The organism is Nonomuraea longicatena (genome assembly GCF_039525605.1).
Classification (GTDB): domain Bacteria; phylum Actinomycetota; class Actinomycetes; order Streptosporangiales; family Streptosporangiaceae; genus Nonomuraea; species Nonomuraea longicatena.
This window is the reverse complement of the sequence record NZ_BAAAHQ010000015.1, coordinates 104,260-127,205: the sequence shown is the minus strand read 5'-3', so window position 1 is coordinate 127,205 and position 22,946 is coordinate 104,260. Positions and strand designations below refer to the sequence as shown.

The window sequence follows — 22,946 nt, the reverse complement described above, 5'->3', positions numbered from 1 at the left end:
GTGAGCGCGGCCCTGTCCGGCAGAGTCCCGGCCGGGCAGGAACTCGGGGCCGACGCCGCGGACATCTCCGCGTCGGTGGCCGACCCCGATCGCTTCGCCCGTGTCTTCGACCGCCACTCCGACGAGATCCACAGGTATGCCGCCCGGCGACTCGGCGCGGACCGGCAGGACCTCGCCGACGACGTGACCGCGGAGACCTTTCTGGTGGCCTTCCGCAAGCGCAGGCGCTACGACCTCACCCGGCCCGACGCCCGCCCCTGGCTGTACGGCATCGCCGCGAACCTGATCGCCAAGCACCGCCGTACCGAGGTCAGGAAGCTCAAGGCCCTCGCCCGCGCCGCCGAGCCGGACACGGACGCCTTCGAGCAGCGCAGCGTCGACCGGATGGACGCGCAGCGCCTCGGCCCGCGCCTGGCTGCGGCGCTCGCGTCGCTCCGCACGGCCGAGCGTGAGCTGCTGTTCCTGGTCACGTGGGCCGAACTGTCCTACGAGCAGGCCGCTGAGGCGCTCGGTGTCCCGGTCGGGACCGTGCGCTCACGTCTGTCCCGCACCCGAGCCAAGATCCGTGCCGCGATGGAAGGCCGCCGATGAACGAGTTCGACCAGATCAAGCAGGCCCGCCCGGACGTCCCCGACTACGATCCCGGCACCAAGGCCATGGCCAGGGATCGGCTGGTCAGGGCGGGCGGGAGCCGGTTCGCGTGGCGGCGCTCGCACACCCTCGCCGTCGCCGGGGCGCTGTCGCTCGCCGTGGCCTTCACCGCCACCCGGTTCCTGCCCGCCGATGCCCCGCCGCAGGCCGGACCGCCGTCTGTCGCGATGCCGCAGGTCAACCTGATGTCGGCGGCCCAGGTGCTGCAGCGGGCGGCGGGCGCGCCCGCCGAGGAGATCGACCCGCGCGACGACCAGTTCATCGTCACCGAGTCGCAGACCATGTACCCCGCTCACGCGTTCACCGAGGACAAGGAGGAGCGCTACCTGTACCGCAGCAAGCGCAAGATCTGGGTCAGCGCGGACGGCAGCACGGACGCCGACCGGCGGGCCGGGGTGCTCCAGTCCGAGATGCTGGAGCCCGCCCAGTATCCGGGCTGGCCGATCCCGCAGATCGCCCGCGACGAGGCGGGCAGGACGGAGACCGTCCCGCTCGTCCAGTGCGAGAAGTTGCCCGAACGGCTGCGCGACGACTACGCGACCCTGAAGAAGCTGCCCACCGACCCCGGGGCCATGCGCGAGCACCTGTTCCGGCTCTTCCCCGGAGGGGACAAGGCCGACCGGACCCAGGAGGTGTGGATGGGCGCCAGCGAGTGGCTGCGCGAGTCCCACATGCCGTCGGCGCAGCGCTCGGCGCTGTTCACCGCGCTCAGCACGCTGCCCGGCATCCAGGTCGTCCAGGACGCCGAGGACGCGGCCGGACGCAAGGGGATCGCCGTCGGTGTCCCGATGCACGGGGTCCGGCAGGAGCTCGTCTTCGACACCGAGACCTACACGCTGCTCGGTGAGCGCGGCATCGTCGTCGACGAGAAGGCGGCCAAGGCGCCGGTCGGCTCGCTGGTGACCTCGACTGCCCAGCTCACGGTGTCGGTGGCGGACTCGGCGCCGGACGCCCCCGTCACCGAGGACTACGACTGTTCGAAGAACCAGGGCTGACCGCCTCCAGCAGCCACTCCGCCAGGTAACCGGTGAACGACGAGCGCACCAGGATCTGGAAGACGTCGGGGGCGGTCCGCCGCAGGATCACCCCGGCCTGGCCCAGCAGGGTCTGCGCGTGGCCGGTGAACACCGACGGATGCAGGTCGAGGGGACAGCCGGTGAGCAGCACCTCGACGGCGCCGGGGCCGGACAGCTCCAGGACCGTCCGCTGGCCGGACACCTCCACACCCGAGGCGGGCTCGTCGAACACCAGCCACCAGCCGGGACCCAGGCACAGGCCATAGCCCGGGTCCCGGCCGCGTACCTCCCACATGCGGACGAAGGGCACCTCGCGCAGCCGTACCAGGGGGGAACTCGCGGCCGCGAAGCGGTCGCCGTAACGCGCGGCCGGGCTCTCGGCCCGCGCCCGCCCGGCGCCCGAGGAAAGGACGCCCAGGTCGAGGCCGCCGTCGCGGTGGTCGCCCGGGTCTCCGTCGCGGCGGGTGTCGCCCGGATCGTAGAAGACCGGCTCCACCACCTCCACCGGTACGGTCCGCCCGCCGGACACGGCCACCAGCCGGTCGCCGACGGCGGCCTCACGGACCATCGCCAGCGCGAACGGCCGTTCCCGGACGTAGCTGGAGGTGACGTGGCCGAGCATCCGCCGCTCCCCCGGCGCCACCAGTTGCGCGCCCTCCTCCACGAACTCCTCCGGCAGCAGCCCGACCAGCCGCTTACGGTCCGCGCGCGCGGTGTCGGGGCGGCTGTGCGAGCGCCTGCCCACGAAGTCCGGCTTGCGCCGGGAGACCAGCCACGACAGGCCGAGGTCCTGCGGGGTGACGGTACCGTCCGTCTCCTGCCCGACGATCGCGAAGCCCTTCTCCGCGCGCAGCACGTGCATGGTCTCGGTCCCGTACGGCACCGCCCCGAGCGCCAGCACCGCCTCCCACAACGACCGGCCATACCACCACGGCACGTTGACCTCGTAGGCCAGCTCACCCGAGAAGCTGATCCTGAACACCCGCCCCTCGACGCCCATCACCGGCGTGCTCACGCACCGCATGAACGCCAGATCCCCGGCCCCGGGGGCGAGGGCCGCCACGACCGCGCGCGCCTTCGGCCCGGCCACCGCGACGCTCGCCCAGTGGTCGGTGACCGAGGTGAGGCGCACGTCGAGGTCCGGCCACTCCGTCTGGTGCCATTCCTCCAGCCGGTCCAGGACGGCGGCGGCGTTGCCCGTCGTGGTCGTCACCAGGTAGTGGTGTTCGCCGAGCCGGACGCTGGTCCCGTCGTCGAACACCATGCCGTCCGCGTGGCACATCACGCCGTAGCGGCAGGCGCCGACGGGCAGCGTCGAGTGGACGTTGGTGTAGATCCGGTCCAGGAACCGGCCCGCGTCCGCGCCCCTGATGTCGATCTTGCCGAGGGTGGAGACGTCCATCGCGGCCACTGCGGTACGGGCGGCCCGGCACTCCCTGGACACCGCCGCCGCCAGGTCCTCTCCGGCGAGCGGGAAGTAGCGGGGGCGCTTCCACTGGCCGACGTCCTCGAAGACCGCGCCCGCGCCGACGTGGGAGTCGTGCATCGCCGTCGTCCGCACCGGGTCGGACAGCGCTCCCCTGTCGCGTCCGGCGAGGGTCGCGAAGGACACCGGCGTGTACGGCGGGCGGAACGTCGTCGTGCCCACCTCCCCCGCCTCGACGCCGAGCAGCACGGACACCACTCCCGCCACGCTCACTCCCGAGGTCTTGCCCTGGTCGGCGCCGGTGCCCGCCGTGGTGTACCGCTTGACGTGCTCGACCGCCCGCATCCCGGCGCCCGTCGCCCTGGCCAGGTCGGCGACGGTCACGTCGCGGTTCAGGTCGGCGAAGGAGGTGCCCGGGTCGTCGCCGCACACCCACAACGCGGCAGGCGGCCGCCGCACGGACGGCTCGTCGCTGTCGGGCACGTGGTGCCCGTCGCCGTCGGGAACGGGCGTTCCGCCGCTGCCCGCGCGGTGACCGTCCGCGATGGCCTCCGCCGTGCCGTACCGGCCCGCGCACGCGCCCGCCGCCCGCACCGCCTGCACACACGTGCCGGGGACGAACGCCTGGAGGGTGTCGTCGAAGCGCAACCTGCCCTGGGCCTGGCCGAACAGGTGGACGACCGGGTTCCAGCCGCCCGCGACCGCCAGCAGGTCGGCCGCCACCCGACGCTCTCCGATGAGCACCCCGTCGAGGAGGCCGTCCGCGTCGGCCGTGGTGCCGGTGACGACGACGCCGACGCGCGTGTCGGCGATCTCGGCGATCTCCACCCCGGCCGCCGCCAGGTCGCGGGCCGCCTCGTAGCCGGAGTCCGCGCAGGCGAAGACGACCGCGCGGGTGCCGGGGCGCACGCCGTACCGGTTGACGTAGGTCCGCGCCGCCGACGCCAGCATGACGCCGGGCCGGTCGTTGCCGGGGAAGGCGACCGAGCGCTCGTGGGCACCGGTGGCGAGGACGACGCGGCGGGCTCGGACGTGCCACAGCCGCTCGTCCCGACCCCGGCGTTCGACGGCGATCACGTAGCCGTGGTCGTAGAGGCCGAGCGCGGTCGTCCGGTGCAGGATCCTGACCTCGGCGAACGCCTGGAGGCGGGCTTCGGCGGCGGCCACCCAGCCGAGCGCGGGGGCGCCGTCCAGCCGTACCCTGCTGGACAGCAGGTCGCCGCCGAGGCGCGGCTGCTCGTCCATCAGGACCACCCGCGCGCCGGCCGCGCCCGCCGCCAGCGCGGCCGCCAGCCCGGCCGGGCCGCCGCCGACCACCAGGACGTCGCAGTGCAGGTAGCCCTTGTCGCAGCGGCGCTCGTCCACCGCGCCGGGGTCCAGCCGCCCCTTGCCGCGCAGGCTCCACGCCGCGAGCCCTTCGTGCAACTCCACGGTCGTGGCCGCCACCATCGGGTCGGCGCCGACGCGGACCAGCGCGTTCGGCTCCTCCGGCCCGGCTGCGAAGACACCGCGCGGACGGCCCAGCTCGACGCTGCGGCCGACCACCCGCACCCCGTTGCGGAGCAGGGCGGCGGCCAGGGTGTCGCCCGGCATCCCCACGTGGCTGCTGCCGTCGAAGGTGAACCTCACGGCTGCTGCCTCATCTCATGGGTGACGGTGTGCCGGTGGACGCTGAACCAGGTGCGGCAGCCGTGCGCGTGGAACCACCGTTCGTGGAACCAGCCCTTCGGGTTGTCGCGCACGAACAGGTAGGCGGCCCACGCCGCGTCGTCGGCGTCGGGGGTGTAGGCGACCCCGGCCTGGTCGCCGTAGCGGAACTCGGTCTCGTCGCGGGGTCCGCAGTGCGGGCAGGTGATGAGCAGCATCAGTGCGCCACCGCCGCCGCCCCGTGCTCGTCGATGAGCGCGCCCGTGGTGAACCGCTCCAGCCCGAACGGCGCCGCCAGCGCGTGCGGGCGCCCGTTCGCGATCGTGTCCGCGTACGCCCAGCCGGAGCCGGTCGTCGCCTTGAAGCCGCCGGTGCCCCACCCGGCGTTGACGTACAGGCCCTCGACCGAGGTCGGGCCGATGATCGGGGAGGCGTCCGGCGAGACGTCCACGATGCCCGCCCAGGTGCGCAGCAGCCGGACCCGACTGAAGATCGGGAAGAGCTCCAGCGCGGCCGCCATCTGCGCCTCGATCACGTGGAAGGAGCCGCGCCGGCCGTAGGAGGTGTAGGCGTCGATGCCCGCGCCCATGACGAGTTCGCCCTTGTGGGCCTGGCTGACGTACACGTGCACGGCGTTGGACATGACGACGCAGTCGAGGACGGGTTCGAGCAGTTCGGAGACCATGGCCTGGAGAGGGTGGGAGCGCAGCGGCAGCCGCAGGCCCGCCTTGGCGGCCAGGACGGAGGTGTGGCCCGCCGCGGCGAGTGCCACGGTTCCGGCCGCGATGGTCCCTCGCGTGGTTTCAACACCCGTAACCCGATTTTTCGTGATCTGGAAGCCGGTGACCTCGGTGTTCTGGATCAGGTCCACGCCGTACGCGTCCGCCTTGCGGGCCAGCGCCCAGGCCACGTGGTCGTGCTTGGCGATCCCGGCCCTGCGCTGCAGCGTCGCGCCGAGCACCGGGTAGCGGGCGCTGCCCGAGACGTTCAGGATCGGGCAGAACGCGGCGACCTCCGCCGGATCCAGCCATTCGGCGTCCACGCCGTTCAGCAGGTTGGCGTTGACCCGCCGCCTGCCCTCGCGCACGTCGCTCAGGGAGTGCGCGAGATTGAGCACCCCGCGCTGGCTGAACTGCAGGTCGTAGTCCAGTTCCTCGCTCAGCCCCTCCCACAGCTTCAGCGAGTGCTCGTAGATCGCGGCGCTCTCGTCCCACAGGTAGTTGGACCGGATGATCGTCGTGTTGCGCGCCATGTTGCCACCCGCCAGCCAGCCCTTCTCCAGCACCGCCACGTCGCGGACGCCGTGGTTCCTGGCCAGGTAGTAGGCGGTGGCCAGGCCGTGCCCGCCGCCGCCCACGATCACCACCTCGTAGGATCGACGCGGCTCCGGGTCTCGCCACAGGAAGTCGGGGTGCGGGCTCAACGGCGGATCTTCTCCATCCCTGGGTCGAACAGCGGCTCGGCGGCGACCTGCGCGGGCACGAGGCGCCCGAAATAGGCGATCTCCAGCTGGGTGCCCGGCTCGCACAGCTCGGCGGGCAACCAGGCGTAGGCGATGGGCCGCCCGATCGTGTGGCCGAAGGCGGCGCTGGTGACATAGCCCCTGGTACGGCCCGCGTGCCGTACCGGCTCCTTGCCCATCACCACCTCCTCCGGCAGCAGCGGGACCAGCCTGCGCCGCACCTGCTCGGTCAGCGCGTCGCGCCCGACGAAGTCCTTGTCCTTCCTGACCGCGAAACCGAGCCCCGCCTCGTACGGGCTGTGCTCCGGCGTCACGTCCACGCCCCACAGCCGGTAGCCCTTCTCCAGGCGCAGGCTGTTGAACGCCGCCCGCCCCGCGGCCACCGGCAGGCCCGTCGCCCAGAGGGTGTCCCACAGCTTCAGGCCGAGGTCGGCGCTCGTGTACAGCTCCCAGCCGAGTTCCCCGACGTACGACAGCCGCATCGCGGTGACCGGCACGTGCCCCACGTACCCGCTGCCGCAGGTGAAGTACGGGAAGGCCGGATGCGCGAGGTCGAGGTCGGTGAGCGGCTGCAGCAGTTCGCGCGCCCCCGGGCCCCACACACCGATGCAGCAGGTGCCCGAGGTGATGTCCCGCACCTGGACGCCGCCGGGCGCGTGCCTGCTCAGCCAGTCGAGGTCGGCGTTGCCGTTGGCCCCGACCTGGAAGCGGTCCTCCGCGAGCCGGGCGACCGTGAGGTCCGAGCGCACGCCGCCGCCGACGTCCAGCAGCAGCGTGTACGTCACCGACCCCGGTTTCCTGTCCACGTTGTTGGTCGTCATCCGCTGCAGGAACGCGGCGGCCCCCGGCCCGCTCACCTCGATCCGCTTCAGCGGCGTCATGTCGTACAGAGCGACGCGCTCGCGGGTGGCGTGCGCCTCCGCCGCCGCGATCGGCGACCAGTGGCGCGCCGCCCACGCGTCCCGCTCGGCCGCCCCAGTGCTGCCTCCCACCTCCGCCAGCAGCGGCTCGTTCGCCGCGAACCAGTGCGGGCGCTCCCAGCCCGCCCCTTCGAGGAAGTACGCCCCGAGCTCCTGCTGGCGGGCGTAGAACGGGCTGGTGCGCAGCGGGCGGGGCGCCTGCATCGGCTGGAGCGGGTGGACGATGTCGTACACCTCGACGAAGTTGCGGCTACCCCGCTCCCGCACGAACGCCGGGGCGAGCTGGGCCTGCTCGAACCGGTTCAGCTCGCACTCGTGCAGGTCCACACCGGCGGCCCCCTCGACCAGGACCTCCGCCAGCGCCCTGGCCACCCCCGCCGAGTGCGTCACCCACACCGCCTCCGCCATCCAGAACCCGTCCAGCCCCGGCGCCTCGCCGATCAGCGGGAACCCGTCGGGGGTGAAGGAGAACACGCCGTTGATCCCGTCGTGGAACGACCGCTCCTTGAGCGCGGGCATCAACTCGACGGCCTCCCGCCAGGCGGGCTCGAAGTCCTCCTCGGTGAACTCCTGCACCGAGGGCATCGTGGTCGCCTTCCCGGCGATCTCGTCCTGCCGTACGGGCATCGGCCGGTGCGCGTACGACCCGACGCCGATCCGGTCGCCATGCGCCCGGAAGTACAGGTCCCGGTCCTGGTGCCGTAGGATCGGCCAGTCCTCGCCGCGCCTGCCGGGTATCGGCCCCGACTTCGCGTACTGGTGAGCGAGCGGCAGCAGCGGTACGGTCACCCCGGCCATGGCCCCGATCCCCGGCCCCCAGAACCCCGCCGCACACACCACCACATCGGCGGCCAGCACCTTGTACTCCCGGTACTCCCGGTACTCCCGGCTTCGAGCCGAGGGCGTCTCGTACTCCCGTCTGTACGCATCAGGGCCATCCGCGCGCCCTCCGCCCCGAGTGTCCGTGGAAGCACCGCGTCGGTGCTCCCGGTCGCCGTGAACGTCCGGCCCGTCTGCGGGGGCACCCCGCTCAACCCCGCGTGCACCCTGCCCGTCGGCTGCGTACGCATCCCGACCATCGGCACCACGCGTGCCTTGCGCGGAACGGTCCTCCGGGGCGGATCCGGGGTGGCCGGGCCGCGTGACCTCGACGGCGACCCCGGTGACCCGGCCGCCGCGCTGCTCGATCCCCACGACGGTGTGCCCGGACAGGAACCGTGCCCCGCGCCCCATCGCTCGCCGCGCCTGCGCCTCGCCGCTGCGCACCGCGTCGGCCAGCCCGTCGGACGGCACGTGGAACCCGCCCAGCACCCGCCGCCGGTCGAGCAGCGGCCACAGCTCGGCGCACTCACGCGCCTCGACCAGCCGTCCTCCGACCCCCCACGACTCGGCCCACCCGGCCTTGCGATGCAGGTCGGCCCAGCGCTCGGGGGTGGTCGCCACCTCCAGCCCGCCGACCTTCCGGAAGGAGCCGAGCCCGTCGTACTTGGCCACGGTGTAGGCGGCGAACTCGGTCATCGTCTTCGACGGGTTGGTCTGGAAGACCAGCCCCGGAGCGTGGGAACTGGACCCGCCGGTGGCGAACAGCGGCCCTTGCTCGACCACGGTCACGTCGGTCCACCCGCGCGCGGTGAGCTCATCCGCCAGAGCGCAGCCGACGATCCCGGCTCCAATGATCACTAACTTCGGCCGGCCCGCCATCCGCCCTCCGGTTGTTCCTCATTACGCAACAAGCACCGGACTACGCAACGAACATAGATCTCAACCCTCCGACCGACAAGAGCCTGCGAGCGGAGACGAGAACATCCGACGGGAGAGACGGCTCCGGGCGAAGGCGCATCGAGGGCTCGACGCAGCCGACGGCTCGAAGAACGCCGCCATGCCCGAGGGTGAACGAACGTGGCAGGCTGACGCGCCACGTCACCTGCGGGGGGTTGGCAGAAAGGCGGGAGGCACGCAAGAAGGCGGCGTCACGGCGAGAAGCCGTCAGAGGAGTGCCGGCCTTGGCGGCCGGTCACGGGTTACGGCGGGGGGCGCCAAGCGGGCGGTGCCGTGACGAAGATGAGAAGTGATCCGCTACGAGCGGCCGTAATCGTCTTCCAGGCGCTCGATGTCGGCTTCGTCGAAGTGGCCGAAGGCGATCTCCAGGATGCGCGTGGCGGGCCCCGACGACCCCAGCCGATGCGTCTGACCCGCGCGGATCAGCACCCGATCGCCCACCTCGGGCTCGCTCCGCTCGCCGTCGATCTCGAACACGCACCCCGGGTCCAGCGCCACCCACAGCTCGTCACGGAACCGGTGGCGCTGCAGGCTCAGCTGCTGACCCGCCGCCACGTCGATGATCTTCACGGTGGACACCTCGTTGTGGGTGAACTGCTCGAAGCCCCCCCACGGCCGCTCGTCACGGATGATCGCGCCGAGCTTGTCGATGTCGCCCATCAGCCCCTCCAAACCTGGAAATGTGTGCAAGCTACCACCCGGTCCCCTTTTCGGGCACCATCCCGGCGATAGACGACAACACGTCACCGGTCGGCAGGACCGGGTTCACCGGGTTCGGCCACCGATTCGGCGGGCGGCGGCTGCCGCCGCCCGCCGAATCCGGGACGCGGGTGCGTCAAAGGCCGTACTCCTTGACGATGCGCTCGTGCCGCTCGACCTCGACGTCGATCTCGCGGGCCAGGTCGAGCCAGGCCAGCGGATGGGACCAGCGCTCGGTGGCGTCGTCGAGCAGGGCGTCGACCTCGGCCGCCGACACCTCCGGCGGCACCGCGACCCAGCCGTAGACGCCGGGCAGCTTCTCGCCGCTGGTCGGGTGGTCGACGGTGTAGTTCTCGTCGGAGTAGACCCACATCGGCCAGCCGCGCTCGGCCATGACCTCGGTGAACTCCGTCCAGTCGGACTCACCGGGCGCCGCGCCGTCGAAGAAGTAGCTCGTGTAGCCGCCCGGCCGCAGGATGCGCACGGCCGCGAACGGCGGCACGAAGTTCTCCTGCTCCTTGGGGTCCTCCGGGATGGGCTCCAGCAACTGCGGGTCGAAGACGACCAGGTCGCCGGCGTTGTACTCCATACCGCGCGGCTGCGGGAGGGCCAGGCGGGCGGTGGCGGGGCCGGTGCGGATGGACAGGACCTGCCTGCGGCCGCCGTCGGGGGCGGGGAGGATGACCCGGATCAGGCCCATCTCCTCCTCGATCGGCCCTTCGGACGACTTGAGCGGCATGCCGATCTTGGCGGCGCCCTTGCGCACGAGCGCCCAGTCCTCGGCGGAGGTAGCCATGACGACCATGCGCCAGACGTCCTCGTCGCCGAGCTCGTCGATGACCTCAAGCAGCACCTGGGCGCCCTTGGCGTTGTCGTCGAGCTGCTGGGCGGCGCCGGACACCAGGCGGCGGGCCTCCAGACCGGCTCCGGCCGCGATGGCGTGCTCGCCCTCGGCGAGGGTCTCGGCCCAGCGCTCGCGAGCGCTGTGGAGGCGGGCCAGCGCCAGGTGCTTGCCCGCGTGGTCGAGGAGGCCGGCCATCTGCTCAAGGCGCTCGTCCTGGCGGGCCTCGATGAGCAGCGTGGTCAGGTAGGAGACGTCCTCGGCGGAAGCGGAGGCGATCTCGCCGGGGTCGACGAGCAGCTTCCAGTAGATGTCGGCGCCGGTGGCGGGGTAGCCGAGGAAGCCGAGCGTCGTCGTGTGGCGGCGGGTGGTCTCCAGGTCGGTGCCCGACAGCGGGGACAGCCAGCCCACCCACTTCTCCGGGTCGGCGTTGAAGCCGTCGGCGGCGTCGAAGTAGGCGACGCGCTCCTCGACCGGGCCGGGCGCGGCGGGCTCGGTGGTGGCGTCGGTCTTGGCGCGCAGGGCGGCGATGCGCTCGGTGAGGCCGTCGCCGGCGCGCAGTTCGCCGAGGAAGCTCTCGGCCAGGTCGGCGAGCAACTTGGCCTGCCAGACGCCCTGCCTGGCGACGGCGAGCTCGCCCGCGACCAGGGCCAGTTCGATGCGGGCGCGGTAGCCGCCCATCATGCTGAAGTAGTCGATCCACTGGCGCAGGACCCGGCCGAGCTGCCAGGTGTTGGTGATCTGCGAGGAGCCGACGAGCTTGTCGATGGCCTTGGCCCACTCGACGAACACGCGGGGGTGCTCGCCGACCACGTCGAGGTCGGGCAGCGCGTCGACGGCCTCGGCCGTGCGGCCGAGCTCGGCCAGGATGAGCGCGCGGCGCACGCCGTCGCGATGTTCCTTGGCGACCGGGTCGTCGGCGGGGAAGTCGGCGGCGGCCTGGAGCGCGGCCAGCGCGCCCTCGGCCCGCCCGGTGGCGAGCAGGGCACGGGCGCTCTCCGCGCCGAGTTCCCAGCTGGCCTGCTTGTCGATCGCGCGCAACTGCTCGACGGCCGACTCGGCGTAGGCGACCGCCTCGTCGGCGCGGCCGGCGTCGGTGAGGGCGGACACGTACTGCGTCACGAGCCCGCAGTAGGCGGGGTCGCCCGCCGTGATCGCGTCGATGGCCGGACCGAGCTTGGCCAGGCGCTCGTCGGCGTAGCCGGGGCCGTCCGCGGCGGCCATCGCGATGGCCAGCGCCTCGACGGCGGCCGGTGCGGCCGGGCAGTCGCGGATGTCCTCGCGCTGGGCGAAGGCGAGGAGTTCTTCGGCGTCGCCGACCGCGACCGCGCCCTGCGCGCGGTCGCCGACGCGGCCGATGAGGTGCCAGTAGCGGGCGTAGAACTCCAGCCAGGGCTGCTGAAGGGCCTCCGCCTGCTGGGCGATGGCCGGAGCCATCACGTCGAGCTGCGGGTAGCGGCCCTCGTAAGCCTGTGCGGGGAGGTCTCCCAGCGCCATGGCGAGGCCCACGTTGCCCGCCTCTGAAAGCTGCTGCTGGGTTTCGCCGACCCAGGCCCAGATGTCCACGTCCATGGGCAGTCAGTCTGCCAGGTCAATGACCGTGCCCCAAACGCAGAAGGGCTATCAGCTCGTCCGATTCATCACTGTTGAGGGTGGAAAATACCGGTGCCATGAGCCGGTCTGTGACGGTCTCCGCTTCGGCCCTGCGCTGAATGAGCTCGGGGCCGGGCACCGCGTACGGCTCCGGCCAGGCGAAGAAGCGCGCCATCCGCTCGCCGGTCGAGTGGCCGATCGGCGCGTCGTGGTCCGCGGCGATGATCGCCTCCAGCGGGTGGATCCCCGCGGCGAGCACCGCGTTGGCGTGCAGTCCCCCGCGCAGTTCCCTGAGCAGGTGCAGCAGGTGGGCCGCCCGCGCGGGCAGGTCGCCGGGCAGGGGCAGGGCCCGCCATCCCGCGAACAGCGGCGCCCCGATCGGCGAGGCGGCCGTCACCACGCGTTCGACCAGTTCGGCCACCCTGCCGAGCCCGTCGAAGCCGGTCAGCCGGCGGCGCCCCCAGTCGTGGCAGGCGCCCGCGTACAGTTCCACGGCCTGCTCGGCCGGCAGCTTGCGCCCGCCGTCCCAGCTCTCCTTGACGTGGTCGAGCGGGAAGAAGACCGCGACGGAGGCGACGACCTCGGCGTCGCACTCGCCGAGCACGCCGCACCGGCCCCTGAAGTACAGTTCGCGCCCGCCGAGGCCGTGGGCCGCGCAGAGGGCCTTGGCCTCCCTCGACACCATGAAGCCCCCGCCGAGCAGGCCGACGGGCGTCTTGACCTCGGCGGCGGTGGTCTGTGGATCAGCCATGGGTCACAGCATGACCCGAAAGAACATTATTCTGCAAGAGTCAGCTCGCCGGCGGCCACCAGCGTCGCGGGCCCGCTCAGGTAGCTGGTCTCCTGGTCGAGCGTGACCGTCAGCCGCCCACCGAGCACCTCGACGATCCACTCACCGGTGCTCTCGCCCGCAAGGTGCGCCGCCGCGACCGCCGTGGCGACCGCGCCGGTGCCGCACGAGCGGGTCTCGCCCGAGCCGCGCTCGTGGACGCGCATCACGGCGCGGCGCGGGCCCACCGCGTTGAACAGTTCGATGTTGACACCGGCGGGGAACACCCCGGGGTCGAAGCCCGGCTGGTGGGTCAGGTCGAGCTGGGCGACCGGGTCGCCGATCGCGCAGGCCAGGTGCGGGTTGCCCATGTCGACGTGGAGGCCGGGATAGTCGTGCCCTGCGACGGTGGTGAGGCTCTCGCCCCGGACGACCGGGCGTCCCATGTCCACGGTGACGTCGCCCTCCGCGCCCAGGCGCACCCGGCGCAGGCCGCCGCGCGTGGCGATCGCGAACTCGCCCGGCGCCGTCAGTCCGGCGTCGACCAGGTAGCGGGCGAAGACGCGCACGCCGTTGCCGCACATCTCGGCCACGCTGCCGTCGGCGTTGCGGTAGTCCATGAACCACTCGGCCTCCCCGGCCAGCGCCGCGACCTCCTCGCTGGTCTTGGCGCGGGTCACGCGGAGCACGCCGTCGGCGCCGATGCCGGCCCGCCGGTCGCAGATCGCGGCCACGAGTGTGGCGGGCAGTTCGAGCTCGCCGTCGGGATCGGGAAGGATGACGAAGTCGTTCTCTGTGCCGTGACCCTTGAGAAACCTCATGCGCCAACCCTATCGAGGGCCCGCTCCAGCAGGTCGGGCGCGTCGTACGGCAGCCAGTGCACCCGGGGGTCGCGCCGGAACCACGACTCCTGGCGGCGGGCGAAGCGCCTGGTCGCGCGGACGGTCTCGGCCTTGGCCTGCTCCTCGCTCCACTCTCCCGACAGCAAGCGCACGACCTGCGCGTAGCCGAGCGCGCGCCCGGCCGTACGGCCCTCGGCCAGTCCCTGCCCGAGCAGGCCGCGCACCTCCTCGACCAGCCCTGCCTCCCACATGCGCTCGACCCGCGACTCGATGCGCGCGTCGAGTTCGGGCCTCGGAACGTCCAGGCCGAGCTGGACGCTCGGGTAGACGGCCTCGTACGACGGCATGCTCGCGGAGAACGGCCGCCCGGAGAACTCGATGACCTCCAGCGCGCGGACGATGCGCCGGCCGTTGCTGGGCAGGATGGCCTCGGCGGCGACCGGGTCCAGCGCCTTGAGCCGGTCGTACAGGACCGCCGAGCCGTTCTCGGCGAGCTCCGCCTCCAGCCGGGCGCGTATGTCCGGGTCGGTGCCGGGGAAGTCCAGTTCGTCGATGGCGGCCCTGACGTACAGGCCGCTGCCGCCCACGAGGACGGGCACGGCGACGGAGTCGAGCAGCGGCCGGACCAGCCGCTGGTACTCGGCCACGCTGGCGGTGACCGTCACATCCCAGATGTCCAGCAGATGGTGAGGTACACCACGTTGCTCAGTTTGGGAGAGTTTAGCCGTTCCAATGGTCATTCCTCGGTAAAGCTGCATCGAGTCGGCGTTGATGCACTCACCCCCCAGCCGGAGGGCCAGATCCACGGCGAGATCGGACTTTCCGGCCGCGGTGGGGCCCACGACGGCGATGACTGGCTGGGTACGCACACCGATAAGTGTGTCAATGGAACGGGTATGAAGAAGACGCGGCTCGGGGGGGCCGTGAACCAAGCATCGGGGGTAACGACATGTCGATCTTCGACAAGGTCAAGGAGATGTTCGGCGGGGCGGAGGAGAAGCTCAAGAACATCCCCGAGCAGGCCAAGAACACCGGCGGCCAGGCTCAGGACTCGTCGGGCGGCGTGATGGACTCCGCCCGCGAGAAGGCCGAGGACCTGGCCAACCAGGGCATCGACAAGGCCTCGTCGGCCGCCAGTGAGGCCACCGGGGGCAAGTACGACGACCAGATCTCCAAGGGCACCGACATGGCCAAGGACGCCGCCGACAAGATCGACGGCAAGGAGGGTTAGAGGTCGAGCAGCGTGGGCTGAAGATAGCCCTCGTGGGTGAGCAGCCAGCGCTTGGTCTCGACGCCGACGCCGCCGCTGAAGCCGCCCAGCCCGCTCGCCGCCAGCACGCGGTGGCAGGGCACCACGATCGGGATCGGGTTGGCACCCATGATCGACCCGATCCCGCGCGGCGGCACCCGGGTGCCGCTCAACTCGGCGAGCTCGCCGTAGGTGACGACCCTGCCGTACGGCACGCGGTGCAGTGCCTGGAGCACCTTGCGCCGTGACCCGGCCGTCAGCCGCCAGTCGATCGGGACGGCGAACTCGCGCAGCGTGCCGTCGAAAAAGCGGTTGAGCTCGGCCACCACCGGAGCCGTACGATCCGGATCATGCACCTCTGCCAGGCCCGCCGGCCCGTCGAAGGCCCGCCAGCCCGTCGCGACCAGCCCCTGCTCGGTCACCGCGACATGGAAGTCGCCGACCGGCGTCGGAACCTCGGCATAGGCGACAGTGGGCACGATGTCCTCTCGTGAGCTGACGATCCTCGGCACGTCGAGCGCGGTGCCGACCCGGCACCGCAACCACAACGGGTACTTTATCCGCTGGGACCGACAGGGCCTGCTGTTCGACCCCGGCGAAGGCACCCAGCGCCAGCTCGCGCTCATGGGCCTCAGCGCCAACCGGATCGACTACCTGTGCGTCACCCACTTCCACGGCGACCACTGCCTCGGCGTGCCCGGCATCGTCCAGCGCATCGCCCGCGACGGGGTCGCCCACCCGGTGCACGCCCTCTACCCGGCCTCCGGCCAGGTCTTCTGGGAACGCCTGCGGCACGCCAGCGTCTTCGCCGACACCGACGTCATCGTCGAGCACCCCCTCGACGGCGACGTGGCGCGGGTGCCGCCGCTGCTGACCGCGCGGCGGCTGTCCCACCCCGTCGAGTCGTACGGCTACCGCCTCCAGGAGCCCGACGGCCGCCGGATGCTGCCCGAGCGGCTGCGCGAGCACGGCATCGGCGGCGCCGACATCGCACTGCTGCAGAGCGAGGGCACCCTGCGCGGCGTCAGCCTGGGGCAGGTCAGCGAGCACCGGCCGGGGCAGTCCGTCGCCTTCGTCATGGACACCCGCCTGTGCGACAACGTCTTCGCCCTCGCCGACGGCGCCGACCTGCTGGTGATCGAGTCGACGTTCCTGTCGTCCGAGGCCGCGCTGGCCCACGAGTACGGCCACCTGACCGCCCGCGACGCCGGCGTGGTCGCGCGGGCGGCCGGGGTGCGGCGGCTGGTGCTGACCCACTTCTCCGAGCGCTACCGCAAGGACGACGAGCCGCGCTTCCTCGCCGACGTGCGCGCCTCCTACGACGGCGACGTGGTCCTGGCAGAAGATCTCATGACCGTGCCGGTGCCCAGACGTCAAGTCCAGACGGCCACCGAGTAGCCGACGCCGTACGGGGCGATCTCGGCCAGCAGCCCGCCCTCCAGCGCCGCTCCCCCGGCCGCCCCGGCGAGCACCTGCAGCGCCGCCCGGCCGCCCGCCCAGAGCGCCTCGGCCTCGGCAGGGTCGAGCGCCGCGAGCGCCGCCGCGTCCGCTTCGGCCAGCGCCTTGGACCACCTCTCCTGGTACGGCGGGGCGCCCGGGTCGAGGTAGCCGGGCGCCTTCTCGCCCAGCTTGGCCGAGCCGTCCGCCATGACGAGCAGCGCGGTGCGCCGTCCGGCCGCCAGCCGCTCGCCGAGCGCCAGGCATTCGGCGGTGGGCGCGTCCCCGGCGACCGCCTGGAACCCGTCCGGCGCCTCGCCCAGCAGCCAGCGGCCGATGGTGAGGGACAGAGGCAGCACCGGCTCGCCGTCGCCGGCCCGCACGTCGACGCCCCAGGGCTGCAACGAGCCCGCCGCCCGCGCGCCGTACTCGCGGGTGCGCTCGCCCGCGCCGACCACGACGAGCACCTCCGCATCTGCGGCGCGCACGGCGGCGACGGCGGCGGAGCAGGCGGCGCGCAGGCGGTCGAGCTCGGGTGCGGCGGCACCGGCGAGTTCGGGCACGAGCAGCGGAGGATGCGGGCAGACGGCCGCGGCGATCAGCACCCGTTCAGGTTATGCGAGTACGCGCCCCCCGGCCCCTCCGACCGCCAGGGGGTACGGCCTCATGCCGTGCCGCTCTTCTACGAATGGTCACATGTAGGGATCTTCGCCCTGGTTGATCCGCTTCAGGAGGCCGGCCGTGTACGACTGGGTCACCTCGTGGAGGACATGACCGAAACTGACGCGGGCCACGCCCATGGCCGCCAGGTCGGCCAGGGCGGGTGACCCCTTGGTGTACAGGACGTTCACCGGGCCGCCGATCCCCTTCGCCAGCGCGGCCGGATCGGGGGCGAGGATGGGGTAGACGCAGTCGGCCCCCGCCTCCAGGTACAGGGCCGCGCGATGGAGGGCGTCGTCCAGGGTGCCGCCCTCGGGCAGGAAGGTGTCCACCCTGGCGTTGATCACCAGGTCCTGGCCTGCGGCCGCTCTGACCGCCGACAGGTAGGACGCCTGCTCGTGCGGATCCCGCAGCCCGCCGGGGCCGAGGTCCTCCAGGTTGCAGCCGACGGCGCCCGTCGCGAGCAGGCGTTCGGCGAACTCGGCCGGTTCGAGGCCGTAGCCGCGTTCCATGTCGGCGGTGACCGGCACCTCGACGGCCCTGGCGATCCTCGCGACCGCCGCGAGCATCTCGGCGACCGGGGTTTCCTCCCCGTCGGCGTACCCGAGCACGGGGGCGACGGCCGCGCTCGCGGTGGCCACGGCGGGGAACCCTGCCTCCTGTACGGCCCGCGCCGACGCGGCGTCCCAGGCATTGGCCAGCACGAGCGGGGTGCCGGGGACGTGAAGTCGGCGTAGGAGATCGGCTTTCGAGCTTGTCATGCCCACCCACTCTAGGCACCCGCACCGCACCCCAGAAGATCCATTTCCCCCCGGAAGCCACAGACCACTTCCCCACCTCCGCAGCCCGGCGCAGCCCGGCGCAGCCCGGCGCAGCCCGGCGCAGCCCGGCGCAGCCCGGCGCAGCCCGGCGCAGCCCGGCGCAGCCCGGCGCGAAGGGGACGGTGTCCTTCGTCGCGGGCTCGGCGTGGGTGTGAGAGTTGCGGGCGGCGGCCCCGGCGTGGGGCCGCCGTTCGGGCGTCAGCAGCCGGATTTGGCGCACTCGCCGAGGACTTCACCGGCCGGGCCGTCCGCGGGAGTGTTCGTGAGGTCGTCCGACGGGGTGCCGCCAGCCGGGCCGTCGCCCTTGCCGACGTCGCCGTTGCCGCGAGGGGTGTCGGAACCCGCTGAGCCGGTGTCCGGGGGGTTCTCGGCGCTGTTCTGCGGCGTCCCGGAGTGGGAGCCTTGGTCGGCGCCACCGTCGGAACCCCGGTCAGGGCCACCGCCGGTGCCGCCGTCAGGGCCGCCGCCGATACCGGTGTCGGGGCCGCTGCCCGGGCCGCCGTCGGCGTCGTCCGCGCCGCCGTCCTGGGACGGGCCGGTGTTCGGGGGGTCGCCTGTCCGGTCCTCCGCGAGGCCGGGGGGCGCGGGCTGCTGGTTCTGCTCGGTGCCGGCGGCGGGGCCGCCTCCGGACTGCGACACGGCGAAGCCGACGCCTGCCGCCACCAGGACGGCGGCGACCGCTCCGGCGACGACGGACTTCCTCCTGCGCATTCGCGCCGGCCTGGGTTCGTCTCCTGGCCCGGTGAGGAGGTCGGGCCGGTTCGGCTCGGGATGGTGCATGGGGGACAACTCCCTGCGGTCGGATCGGGAAAGCTCGCCGGCTTCCGCGGGTGATGACTCACACTAGCCACAGGAGTGCAATGCTCGCGCACCAATCACAAAGGAATCACGACTTGTCACGCTTTGGAGCCGTTCGACCAGGTCAGCGAAATTGGGTGGCGCCAGTGGTTTCAGTGGGCGCCGTCCTGTCAGTGGCGGGATTCGGCATAGCCCTGTCCTTCACGGGAATCGAACAAGAGCAGTCAGTAAACGATCAGGTAAGACAGATTTCCACACCGGCGTATTCATCCGGAACCGGCTCTGTCAGACACGTGGGCTGGACCCAGCGCATCCCGCCACCCGGGACCACCGCCCCCACAACACCTCCTCCGGCGACCCCAACGACGGTCCCGAGCACGTCCCTCACCCCGTCGTCCCCGCCTCAGGGCAGCGCGCAAGCCCACCGACCGGGTACGGAAGCCCGCCCTCCGGCCCCCGCGTCAGAACACCGGCCACCGCACCGCGCCGCCCGGCGTCCCGCCGAACGACCGGCCCAGCAGTCGGAACACGCGACGCAGAAGGCTCAGGACACGCCGACGCCCCGCAGCGGGTCCGACGCACCCGGCACCGCCGACACCCGCCCTGGTGCGGGCACACGGCAGCCGCCGTCCCAGCCGGACAGCGGCCGATCGACCACCCAGGAAGCGCCGAAGCCACAACCGAACCCGTGCGCGACATTTCCCGACATCCGGCGCGCCTACTGCGACCGCCTCCTCGGCCGATGACCGGCGAGACCGGTGATCAGCCAGACCCCTGACCAGCCAGACCCGTGACCAGCACGACCCGTAACCAGCACGACCGATGGCCGACACGACCGGCTACCGGCGAGTGCGATGGCCGGCAGGCCCGGCTACCACCGAGACCGGTTACCGGCGTGGACGACGTGCCTGGCCGGCGGCGCGCGTAACAGTGCGTCGTCGCGGCGGTCGGTGTGTCGGACGCCTGGCGCCGCCGACGTCGGGGAACCGGCGTCGGCGGGCGGCGGTTACGTGGGCACTGCCGTGATGAAGACCACAAGCGCTTTGAAAAAGCGCGGACCCCTCAGTGAGCCGCGCATCCCGACGGCGGCAAAGGCGCCGGTCGGCCCACGGTCGGCATGCCCAGCGACACACCCCCGCCCCCGCTCGGCGCCCCCTGCCGCGCCTCCCACGCCTCACCCGCACGCGTACGGCGCAGCGACAGCACCTCGCCGTCGGCCACCAGGTGGTGCGGCGCCGCGTACGTGACCTCCACCGTCACCATGTCGCCCGGCCGAGGCCGCACCCCGTCGCCCGCCGTGAAGTGCACCAGCCGGTTGTCGGCCGCGCGCCCGCTCAGCCGCAGCGTGGCCGCGTCCTTGCGCCCCTCGCCCTCGGCCACCAGCACCTCCAGCGTGCGCCCGACCTGCTTCTTGTTCTCCTCCCAGGAGATCTCCTCCTGCAACGCCACCAGCCGCTCGTAGCGCTCCTGGACGACCTCCTTCGGCACCTGGTCGGCCATGGTCGCGGCCGGTGTGCCGGGGCGGATGGAGTACTGGAAGGTGAAGGCGTTGGCGAACCGCGACTCGCGGACCACGTCGAGCGTGCCCTGGAAGTCCTCCTCGGTCTCACCGGGGAAGCCGACGATGATGTCGGTGGAGATCGCCGCGTCGGGCATCGCGGCCCGCACCCGGGAGATGATGCCCAGGTAGCGCTCGGCCCGGTAGGAGCGGCGCATCGCCTTCAGCACCCGGTCGGAGCCCGACTGCAGCGGCATGTGCAACTGGTGCATCACGTTGGGCGTCTCGGCCATGGCGGCGATGACGTCGTCGGTGAAGGCCGCCGGGTGCGGCGAGGTGAAGCGGACGCGTTCGAGGCCCGCGATGTCGCCGCAGGCCCGCAGCAGCTTGCCGAACGCCAGCCGGTCGCCGAACTCGACACCGTAGGTGTTGACGTTCTGGCCCAGCAGCGTCACTTCGAGCACACCCTGGTCGACCAGCGTCTGCACCTCCGACAGGACCTCGCCCGGCCGCCGGTCCTTCTCCTTGCCGCGCAGCGACGGCACGATGCAGAACGTGCAGGTGTTGTTGCAGCCCACCGAGATCGCGACCCAGGCCGCGTAGGCCGACTCACGCTTGGTCGGCAGCGTCGAGGGGAAGACCTCCAGCGACTCCTTCAGCTCGACCTGCGCCTCGCCCGCGACCCTGGCGCGCTCCAGCAGCACCGGCAGCGAGCCGATGTTGTGGGTGCCGAACACCACGTCGACCCATGGGGCCTTGCGGACGATCTCGCCCTGGTCCTTCTGCGCGAGACAGCCGCCCACGGCGATCTGCATGCGAGGGTTGCGCACCTTGGCCGGGCGCAGGTGGCCGAGGTTCCCGTAAAGGCGGTTGTCGGCGTTCTCCCTGACGGCGCAGGTGTTGAAGACCACCACGTCCGCCGTGTCGTCGTCGGCCGCACGGACGTATCCCGCGTCCTCCAGCAGGCCGGACAGCCGCTCGGAGTCGTGGACGTTCATCTGGCACCCGTATGTGCGCACTTGGTAGGTGCGGGCGCCCTCCTGGGTAACAGTCATCGCGAGTTCAAGGGTAGTCGCATCTCTGGCCTGCGCGTTCCCCACCTGTCTCATTACTCCAGGTTACGGGTGGGATGTGATCGGATCGGTACCACCCGGTTAGTGACCAGGAACCATATTGCCTCTAGTTTTCTCCCCATGATGGAGAAAGGTGACGGCGCTCCACTCGTCGTAATGGAGCACGTCAACAAACACTTCGGGGCGTTGCACGTCCTGAAGGACATCAATCTGACCGTCTCCCGGGGCGAGGTTCTCGTCGTGATCGGGCCCTCTGGAGGGGGCAAGTCCACGCTCTGCCGGACCATCAACCGGCTGGAGACCATCGACGGCGGTCAGATCGTTTTCGACGGCAAGGTCCTTCCGGCGGAGGGCAAGGCTCTGGCCAGTCTCCGCTCCGAGGTCGGGATGGTGTTCCAGTCCTTCAACCTCTTCGCCCACAAGACGATTCGCGAGAACGTCACGCTGGGTCCGGTGAAGGTCCGCGGCATCGCCAAGGCGGAGGCCGACAAGCGCGCCATGGAACTGCTCGAACGGGTCGGCATCGCCGCGCAGGCGGACAAGTACCCGGCGCAACTCTCAGGTGGCCAGCAGCAACGTGTCGCCATCGCCAGGGCGCTCGCGATGGATCCGAAGATGATCCTCTTCGACGAGCCCACCTCGGCGCTGGACCCCGAGATGGTCCAGGAGGTGCTCGACGTCATGGTCGGGCTCGCACGGGACGGCATGACCATGATGGTCGTCACGCATGAGATGGGGTTCGCGCGCAGGGCGGCCAACCGGGTCGTCTTCATGGCCGACGGACAGATCGTCGAGCAGAACACGCCCGACGAGTTCTTCACCAACGCCCAGACAGAACGGGCGAAGGACTTCCTGTCGAAGATCCTCACGCACTGAAGATTGAGGTAGGGAACGCATGCACAAGCGTCGAATCGGTGTCGCCGGCTCTGTGGCCGCCCTCGCGGTCGGACTCGCGGCCTGTGGCGGCGGGGGCGGCGACGCCAGTTACTCGACCGTCGTCGACAAGGTGACGGGCGCGAGCGAGATCGTCGTCGGCACCAAATGGGACCAGCCGAGCCTGGGCCTGAAGACGGGCAACGAGCCCGAAGGTTACGACGTGGACATGGCCAAGGCCGTCATCAAGGAGATGGCCGGCGGCAAGGACGTCAAGATCAGCTGGAAGGAGGCGCCCTCCAAGAACCGCGAGGCGCTCCTCCAGAACGGCACCGTGGACATCATCTTCGCCACGTACTCCATCACCGACGAGCGCAAGGGCAAGGTCTCCTTCGGCGGGCCGTACATCATCGCCCGCCAGGACACGATGGTGCGCGCGGACGACTCCGCCATCATGAAGGCGACCGACCTCAAGGACAAGCGGATCTGCCAGGCGGCCGGTTCGAACTCCTACAAGCGCATCACCGACCCGCCGCCCGACGGCAAGCTGGGCCTGTCGGCCAAGCTGGTCGGCGCGAGCAACTACTCCGAGTGCGTGCAGAAGCTGAGCGGCTCCAACCTCGACGCCGTCACCACCGACGACCTGATCCTGGCGGGCTTCGCCAAGCAGGCCGGTGGCAACTTCAAGATCCTCGGCGACCCCTTCACCGAGGAGAAGTACGGCATCGGCCTGAAGAAGGGCGACACCAAGACGTGCGAGGCGGTCAACAAGGCCGTGGCCGCCCTCTACCAGAAGGGTGAGGCCCAGCAGCTCTGGCAGAAGTGGTTCGGCCAGGCCAAGGGCCTGACGGCTCCGACCGCCGCGCCGCCCGCCGAGGGTTGCGCGTAGAAA

The 22,946-nt window shown here is 71.8% G+C and carries 20 protein-coding genes; 6 read left to right on the top strand and 14 right to left on the bottom strand.

Going from position 1 to position 22,946, the window contains the following annotated elements; translation table 11 throughout:
* Both ABD120_RS16110 and ABD120_RS16105 read left to right on the top strand, forming a co-directional pair.
* Positions 1-591 (top strand): RNA polymerase sigma factor, encoded by a 591-nt coding sequence (locus tag ABD120_RS16110; protein WP_343950693.1) that lies wholly within the window; start codon positions 1-3, stop codon positions 589-591.
* A complete protein-coding gene (locus ABD120_RS16105; protein WP_343950692.1) occupies positions 588-1,646 on the top strand; it encodes a CU044_5270 family protein in 1,059 nt (352 codons plus the stop codon). The genes ABD120_RS16110 and ABD120_RS16105 overlap by 4 nt, the downstream gene beginning before the upstream one ends.
* Here the strand turns inward: ABD120_RS16105 and ABD120_RS16100 are convergent.
* The 9 genes from ABD120_RS16100 to miaA form a co-directional block, all read right to left on the bottom strand.
* Positions 1,609-4,722, bottom strand: a complete 3,114-nt coding sequence (locus ABD120_RS16100; protein ID WP_343950691.1) for a 2Fe-2S iron-sulfur cluster-binding protein — start codon at positions 4,720-4,722, stop codon at positions 1,609-1,611. The two genes, ABD120_RS16105 and ABD120_RS16100, sit on opposite strands and share 38 nt — an antisense overlap.
* On the bottom strand, positions 4,719-4,958 hold the full coding sequence (locus ABD120_RS16095) for a sarcosine oxidase subunit delta (RefSeq protein ID WP_343950690.1): 240 nt from the start codon (positions 4,956-4,958) through the stop codon (positions 4,719-4,721). The genes ABD120_RS16100 and ABD120_RS16095 overlap by 4 nt, the downstream gene beginning before the upstream one ends.
* On the bottom strand, positions 4,958-6,163 hold the full coding sequence (locus tag ABD120_RS16090) for a sarcosine oxidase subunit beta family protein (RefSeq protein ID WP_343950689.1): 1,206 nt from the start codon (positions 6,161-6,163) through the stop codon (positions 4,958-4,960). Before ABD120_RS16090 ends, ABD120_RS16095 begins: the two co-directional genes overlap by 1 nt.
* Positions 6,160-8,823 carry a GcvT family protein gene (locus ABD120_RS16085; protein WP_343950688.1) on the bottom strand — a complete coding sequence of 888 codons (2,664 nt, stop codon included), beginning with the start codon at positions 8,821-8,823 and terminating at the stop codon, positions 6,160-6,162. Before ABD120_RS16085 ends, ABD120_RS16090 begins: the two co-directional genes overlap by 4 nt.
* 375 nt (positions 8,824-9,198) lie before the next feature.
* On the bottom strand, positions 9,199-9,561 hold the full coding sequence (locus ABD120_RS16080; RefSeq protein WP_343950687.1) for a phosphomannose isomerase type II C-terminal cupin domain: 363 nt from the start codon (positions 9,559-9,561) through the stop codon (positions 9,199-9,201).
* A gap of 175 nt (positions 9,562-9,736) precedes the next feature.
* Positions 9,737-12,013 (bottom strand): tetratricopeptide repeat protein, encoded by a 2,277-nt coding sequence (locus ABD120_RS16075; RefSeq protein WP_343950686.1) that lies wholly within the window; start codon positions 12,011-12,013, stop codon positions 9,737-9,739.
* Between the two features lie 19 nt (positions 12,014-12,032).
* The gene (locus ABD120_RS16070) at positions 12,033-12,785 is read right to left on the bottom strand and encodes an SCO6745 family protein (RefSeq protein WP_343950685.1); all 753 of its coding nucleotides are present in this window, start codon (positions 12,783-12,785) and stop codon (positions 12,033-12,035) included.
* A 26-nt stretch (positions 12,786-12,811) separates the two neighbouring features.
* A complete protein-coding gene (gene dapF, locus ABD120_RS16065; protein WP_343950684.1) occupies positions 12,812-13,624 on the bottom strand; it encodes a diaminopimelate epimerase in 813 nt (270 codons plus the stop codon).
* Positions 13,621-14,514 carry a tRNA (adenosine(37)-N6)-dimethylallyltransferase MiaA gene (gene miaA, locus ABD120_RS16060; RefSeq protein WP_343950683.1) on the bottom strand — a complete coding sequence of 298 codons (894 nt, stop codon included), beginning with the start codon at positions 14,512-14,514 and terminating at the stop codon, positions 13,621-13,623. The genes dapF and miaA overlap by 4 nt, the downstream gene beginning before the upstream one ends.
* 80 nt (positions 14,515-14,594) lie before the next feature.
* Between miaA and ABD120_RS16055 the strand changes: the two genes are divergently transcribed.
* The gene (locus tag ABD120_RS16055; protein WP_343950682.1) at positions 14,595-14,876 is read left to right on the top strand and encodes an antitoxin; all 282 of its coding nucleotides are present in this window, start codon (positions 14,595-14,597) and stop codon (positions 14,874-14,876) included.
* Here the strand turns inward: ABD120_RS16055 and ABD120_RS16050 are convergent.
* Positions 14,873-15,373 (bottom strand): methylated-DNA--[protein]-cysteine S-methyltransferase, encoded by a 501-nt coding sequence (locus tag ABD120_RS16050; RefSeq protein ID WP_343950681.1) that lies wholly within the window; start codon positions 15,371-15,373, stop codon positions 14,873-14,875. The genes ABD120_RS16055 and ABD120_RS16050 overlap by 4 nt on opposite strands.
* Before the next feature lies 1 nt (position 15,374).
* Here ABD120_RS16050 and ABD120_RS16045 point away from each other — a divergent pair, with 1 nt between their 5' ends.
* Positions 15,375-16,292 (top strand): ribonuclease Z, encoded by a 918-nt coding sequence (locus tag ABD120_RS16045; protein ID WP_343950680.1) that lies wholly within the window; start codon positions 15,375-15,377, stop codon positions 16,290-16,292.
* On the opposite strand, the gene ABD120_RS16040 is transcribed toward ABD120_RS16045, so the two are convergent.
* From ABD120_RS16040 to miaB, 4 genes are all read right to left on the bottom strand, one after another.
* A complete protein-coding gene (locus tag ABD120_RS16040) occupies positions 16,268-16,936 on the bottom strand; it encodes a class III extradiol ring-cleavage dioxygenase family protein (RefSeq protein WP_343950679.1) in 669 nt (222 codons plus the stop codon). The two genes, ABD120_RS16045 and ABD120_RS16040, sit on opposite strands and share 25 nt — an antisense overlap.
* A gap of 87 nt (positions 16,937-17,023) precedes the next feature.
* Entirely contained in the window at positions 17,024-17,752 is a 729-nt protein-coding gene (locus ABD120_RS16035) for an isocitrate lyase/PEP mutase family protein (RefSeq protein WP_343950678.1), read from the bottom strand.
* Between the two features lie 258 nt (positions 17,753-18,010).
* Positions 18,011-18,523: a hypothetical protein gene (locus ABD120_RS16030; protein ID WP_343950677.1), complete on the bottom strand. Its 513-nt coding sequence runs from the start codon at positions 18,521-18,523 to the stop codon at positions 18,011-18,013.
* Positions 18,524-19,672: 1,149 nt separating this feature from the next.
* Positions 19,673-21,163 (bottom strand): tRNA (N6-isopentenyl adenosine(37)-C2)-methylthiotransferase MiaB, encoded by a 1,491-nt coding sequence (gene miaB / locus ABD120_RS16025; protein ID WP_343950676.1) that lies wholly within the window; start codon positions 21,161-21,163, stop codon positions 19,673-19,675.
* A 174-nt stretch (positions 21,164-21,337) separates the two neighbouring features.
* Here miaB and ABD120_RS16020 point away from each other — a divergent pair, with 174 nt between their 5' ends.
* Together ABD120_RS16020 and ABD120_RS16015 are read left to right on the top strand one after the other, a co-directional pair.
* Positions 21,338-22,057 carry an amino acid ABC transporter ATP-binding protein gene (locus ABD120_RS16020; RefSeq protein WP_425563978.1) on the top strand — a complete coding sequence of 240 codons (720 nt, stop codon included), beginning with the start codon at positions 21,338-21,340 and terminating at the stop codon, positions 22,055-22,057.
* 19 nt (positions 22,058-22,076) lie between these two features.
* On the top strand, positions 22,077-22,943 hold the full coding sequence (locus ABD120_RS16015) for a glutamate ABC transporter substrate-binding protein (RefSeq protein WP_343950675.1): 867 nt from the start codon (positions 22,077-22,079) through the stop codon (positions 22,941-22,943).
* The last annotated feature ends 3 nt before the right edge of the window (positions 22,944-22,946 follow it).

What these genes read in the sequence shown, in the direction of transcription:
- ABD120_RS16105 (WP_343950692.1), top strand. Translation starts at nt 588, where the DNA reads ATGAACGAGTTCGACCAGATCAAGCAGGCCCGCCCGGACGTCCCCGAC.
- ABD120_RS16095 (WP_343950690.1), bottom strand. Translation starts at nt 4,958, where the DNA reads ATGCTGCTCATCACCTGCCCGCACTGCGGACCCCGCGACGAGACCGAG.
- ABD120_RS16085 (WP_343950688.1), bottom strand. Translation starts at nt 8,823, where the DNA reads ATGGCGGGCCGGCCGAAGTTAGTGATCATTGGAGCCGGGATCGTCGGC.
- ABD120_RS16080 (WP_343950687.1), bottom strand. Translation starts at nt 9,561, where the DNA reads ATGGGCGACATCGACAAGCTCGGCGCGATCATCCGTGACGAGCGGCCG.
- ABD120_RS16075 (WP_343950686.1), bottom strand. Translation starts at nt 12,013, where the DNA reads ATGGACGTGGACATCTGGGCCTGGGTCGGCGAAACCCAGCAGCAGCTT.
- ABD120_RS16070 (WP_343950685.1), bottom strand. Translation starts at nt 12,785, where the DNA reads ATGGCTGATCCACAGACCACCGCCGCCGAGGTCAAGACGCCCGTCGGC.
- dapF (WP_343950684.1), bottom strand. Translation starts at nt 13,624, where the DNA reads ATGAGGTTTCTCAAGGGTCACGGCACAGAGAACGACTTCGTCATCCTT.
- ABD120_RS16055 (WP_343950682.1), top strand. Translation starts at nt 14,595, where the DNA reads ATGTCGATCTTCGACAAGGTCAAGGAGATGTTCGGCGGGGCGGAGGAG.
- ABD120_RS16045 (WP_343950680.1), top strand. Translation starts at nt 15,375, where the DNA reads ATGTCCTCTCGTGAGCTGACGATCCTCGGCACGTCGAGCGCGGTGCCG.
- ABD120_RS16035 (WP_343950678.1), bottom strand. Translation starts at nt 17,752, where the DNA reads ATGACAAGCTCGAAAGCCGATCTCCTACGCCGACTTCACGTCCCCGGC.
- ABD120_RS16030 (WP_343950677.1), bottom strand. Translation starts at nt 18,523, where the DNA reads ATGCGCAGGAGGAAGTCCGTCGTCGCCGGAGCGGTCGCCGCCGTCCTG.
- miaB (WP_343950676.1), bottom strand. Translation starts at nt 21,163, where the DNA reads ATGACTGTTACCCAGGAGGGCGCCCGCACCTACCAAGTGCGCACATAC.
- ABD120_RS16020 (WP_425563978.1), top strand. Translation starts at nt 21,338, where the DNA reads ATGGAGCACGTCAACAAACACTTCGGGGCGTTGCACGTCCTGAAGGAC.
- ABD120_RS16015 (WP_343950675.1), top strand. Translation starts at nt 22,077, where the DNA reads ATGCACAAGCGTCGAATCGGTGTCGCCGGCTCTGTGGCCGCCCTCGCG.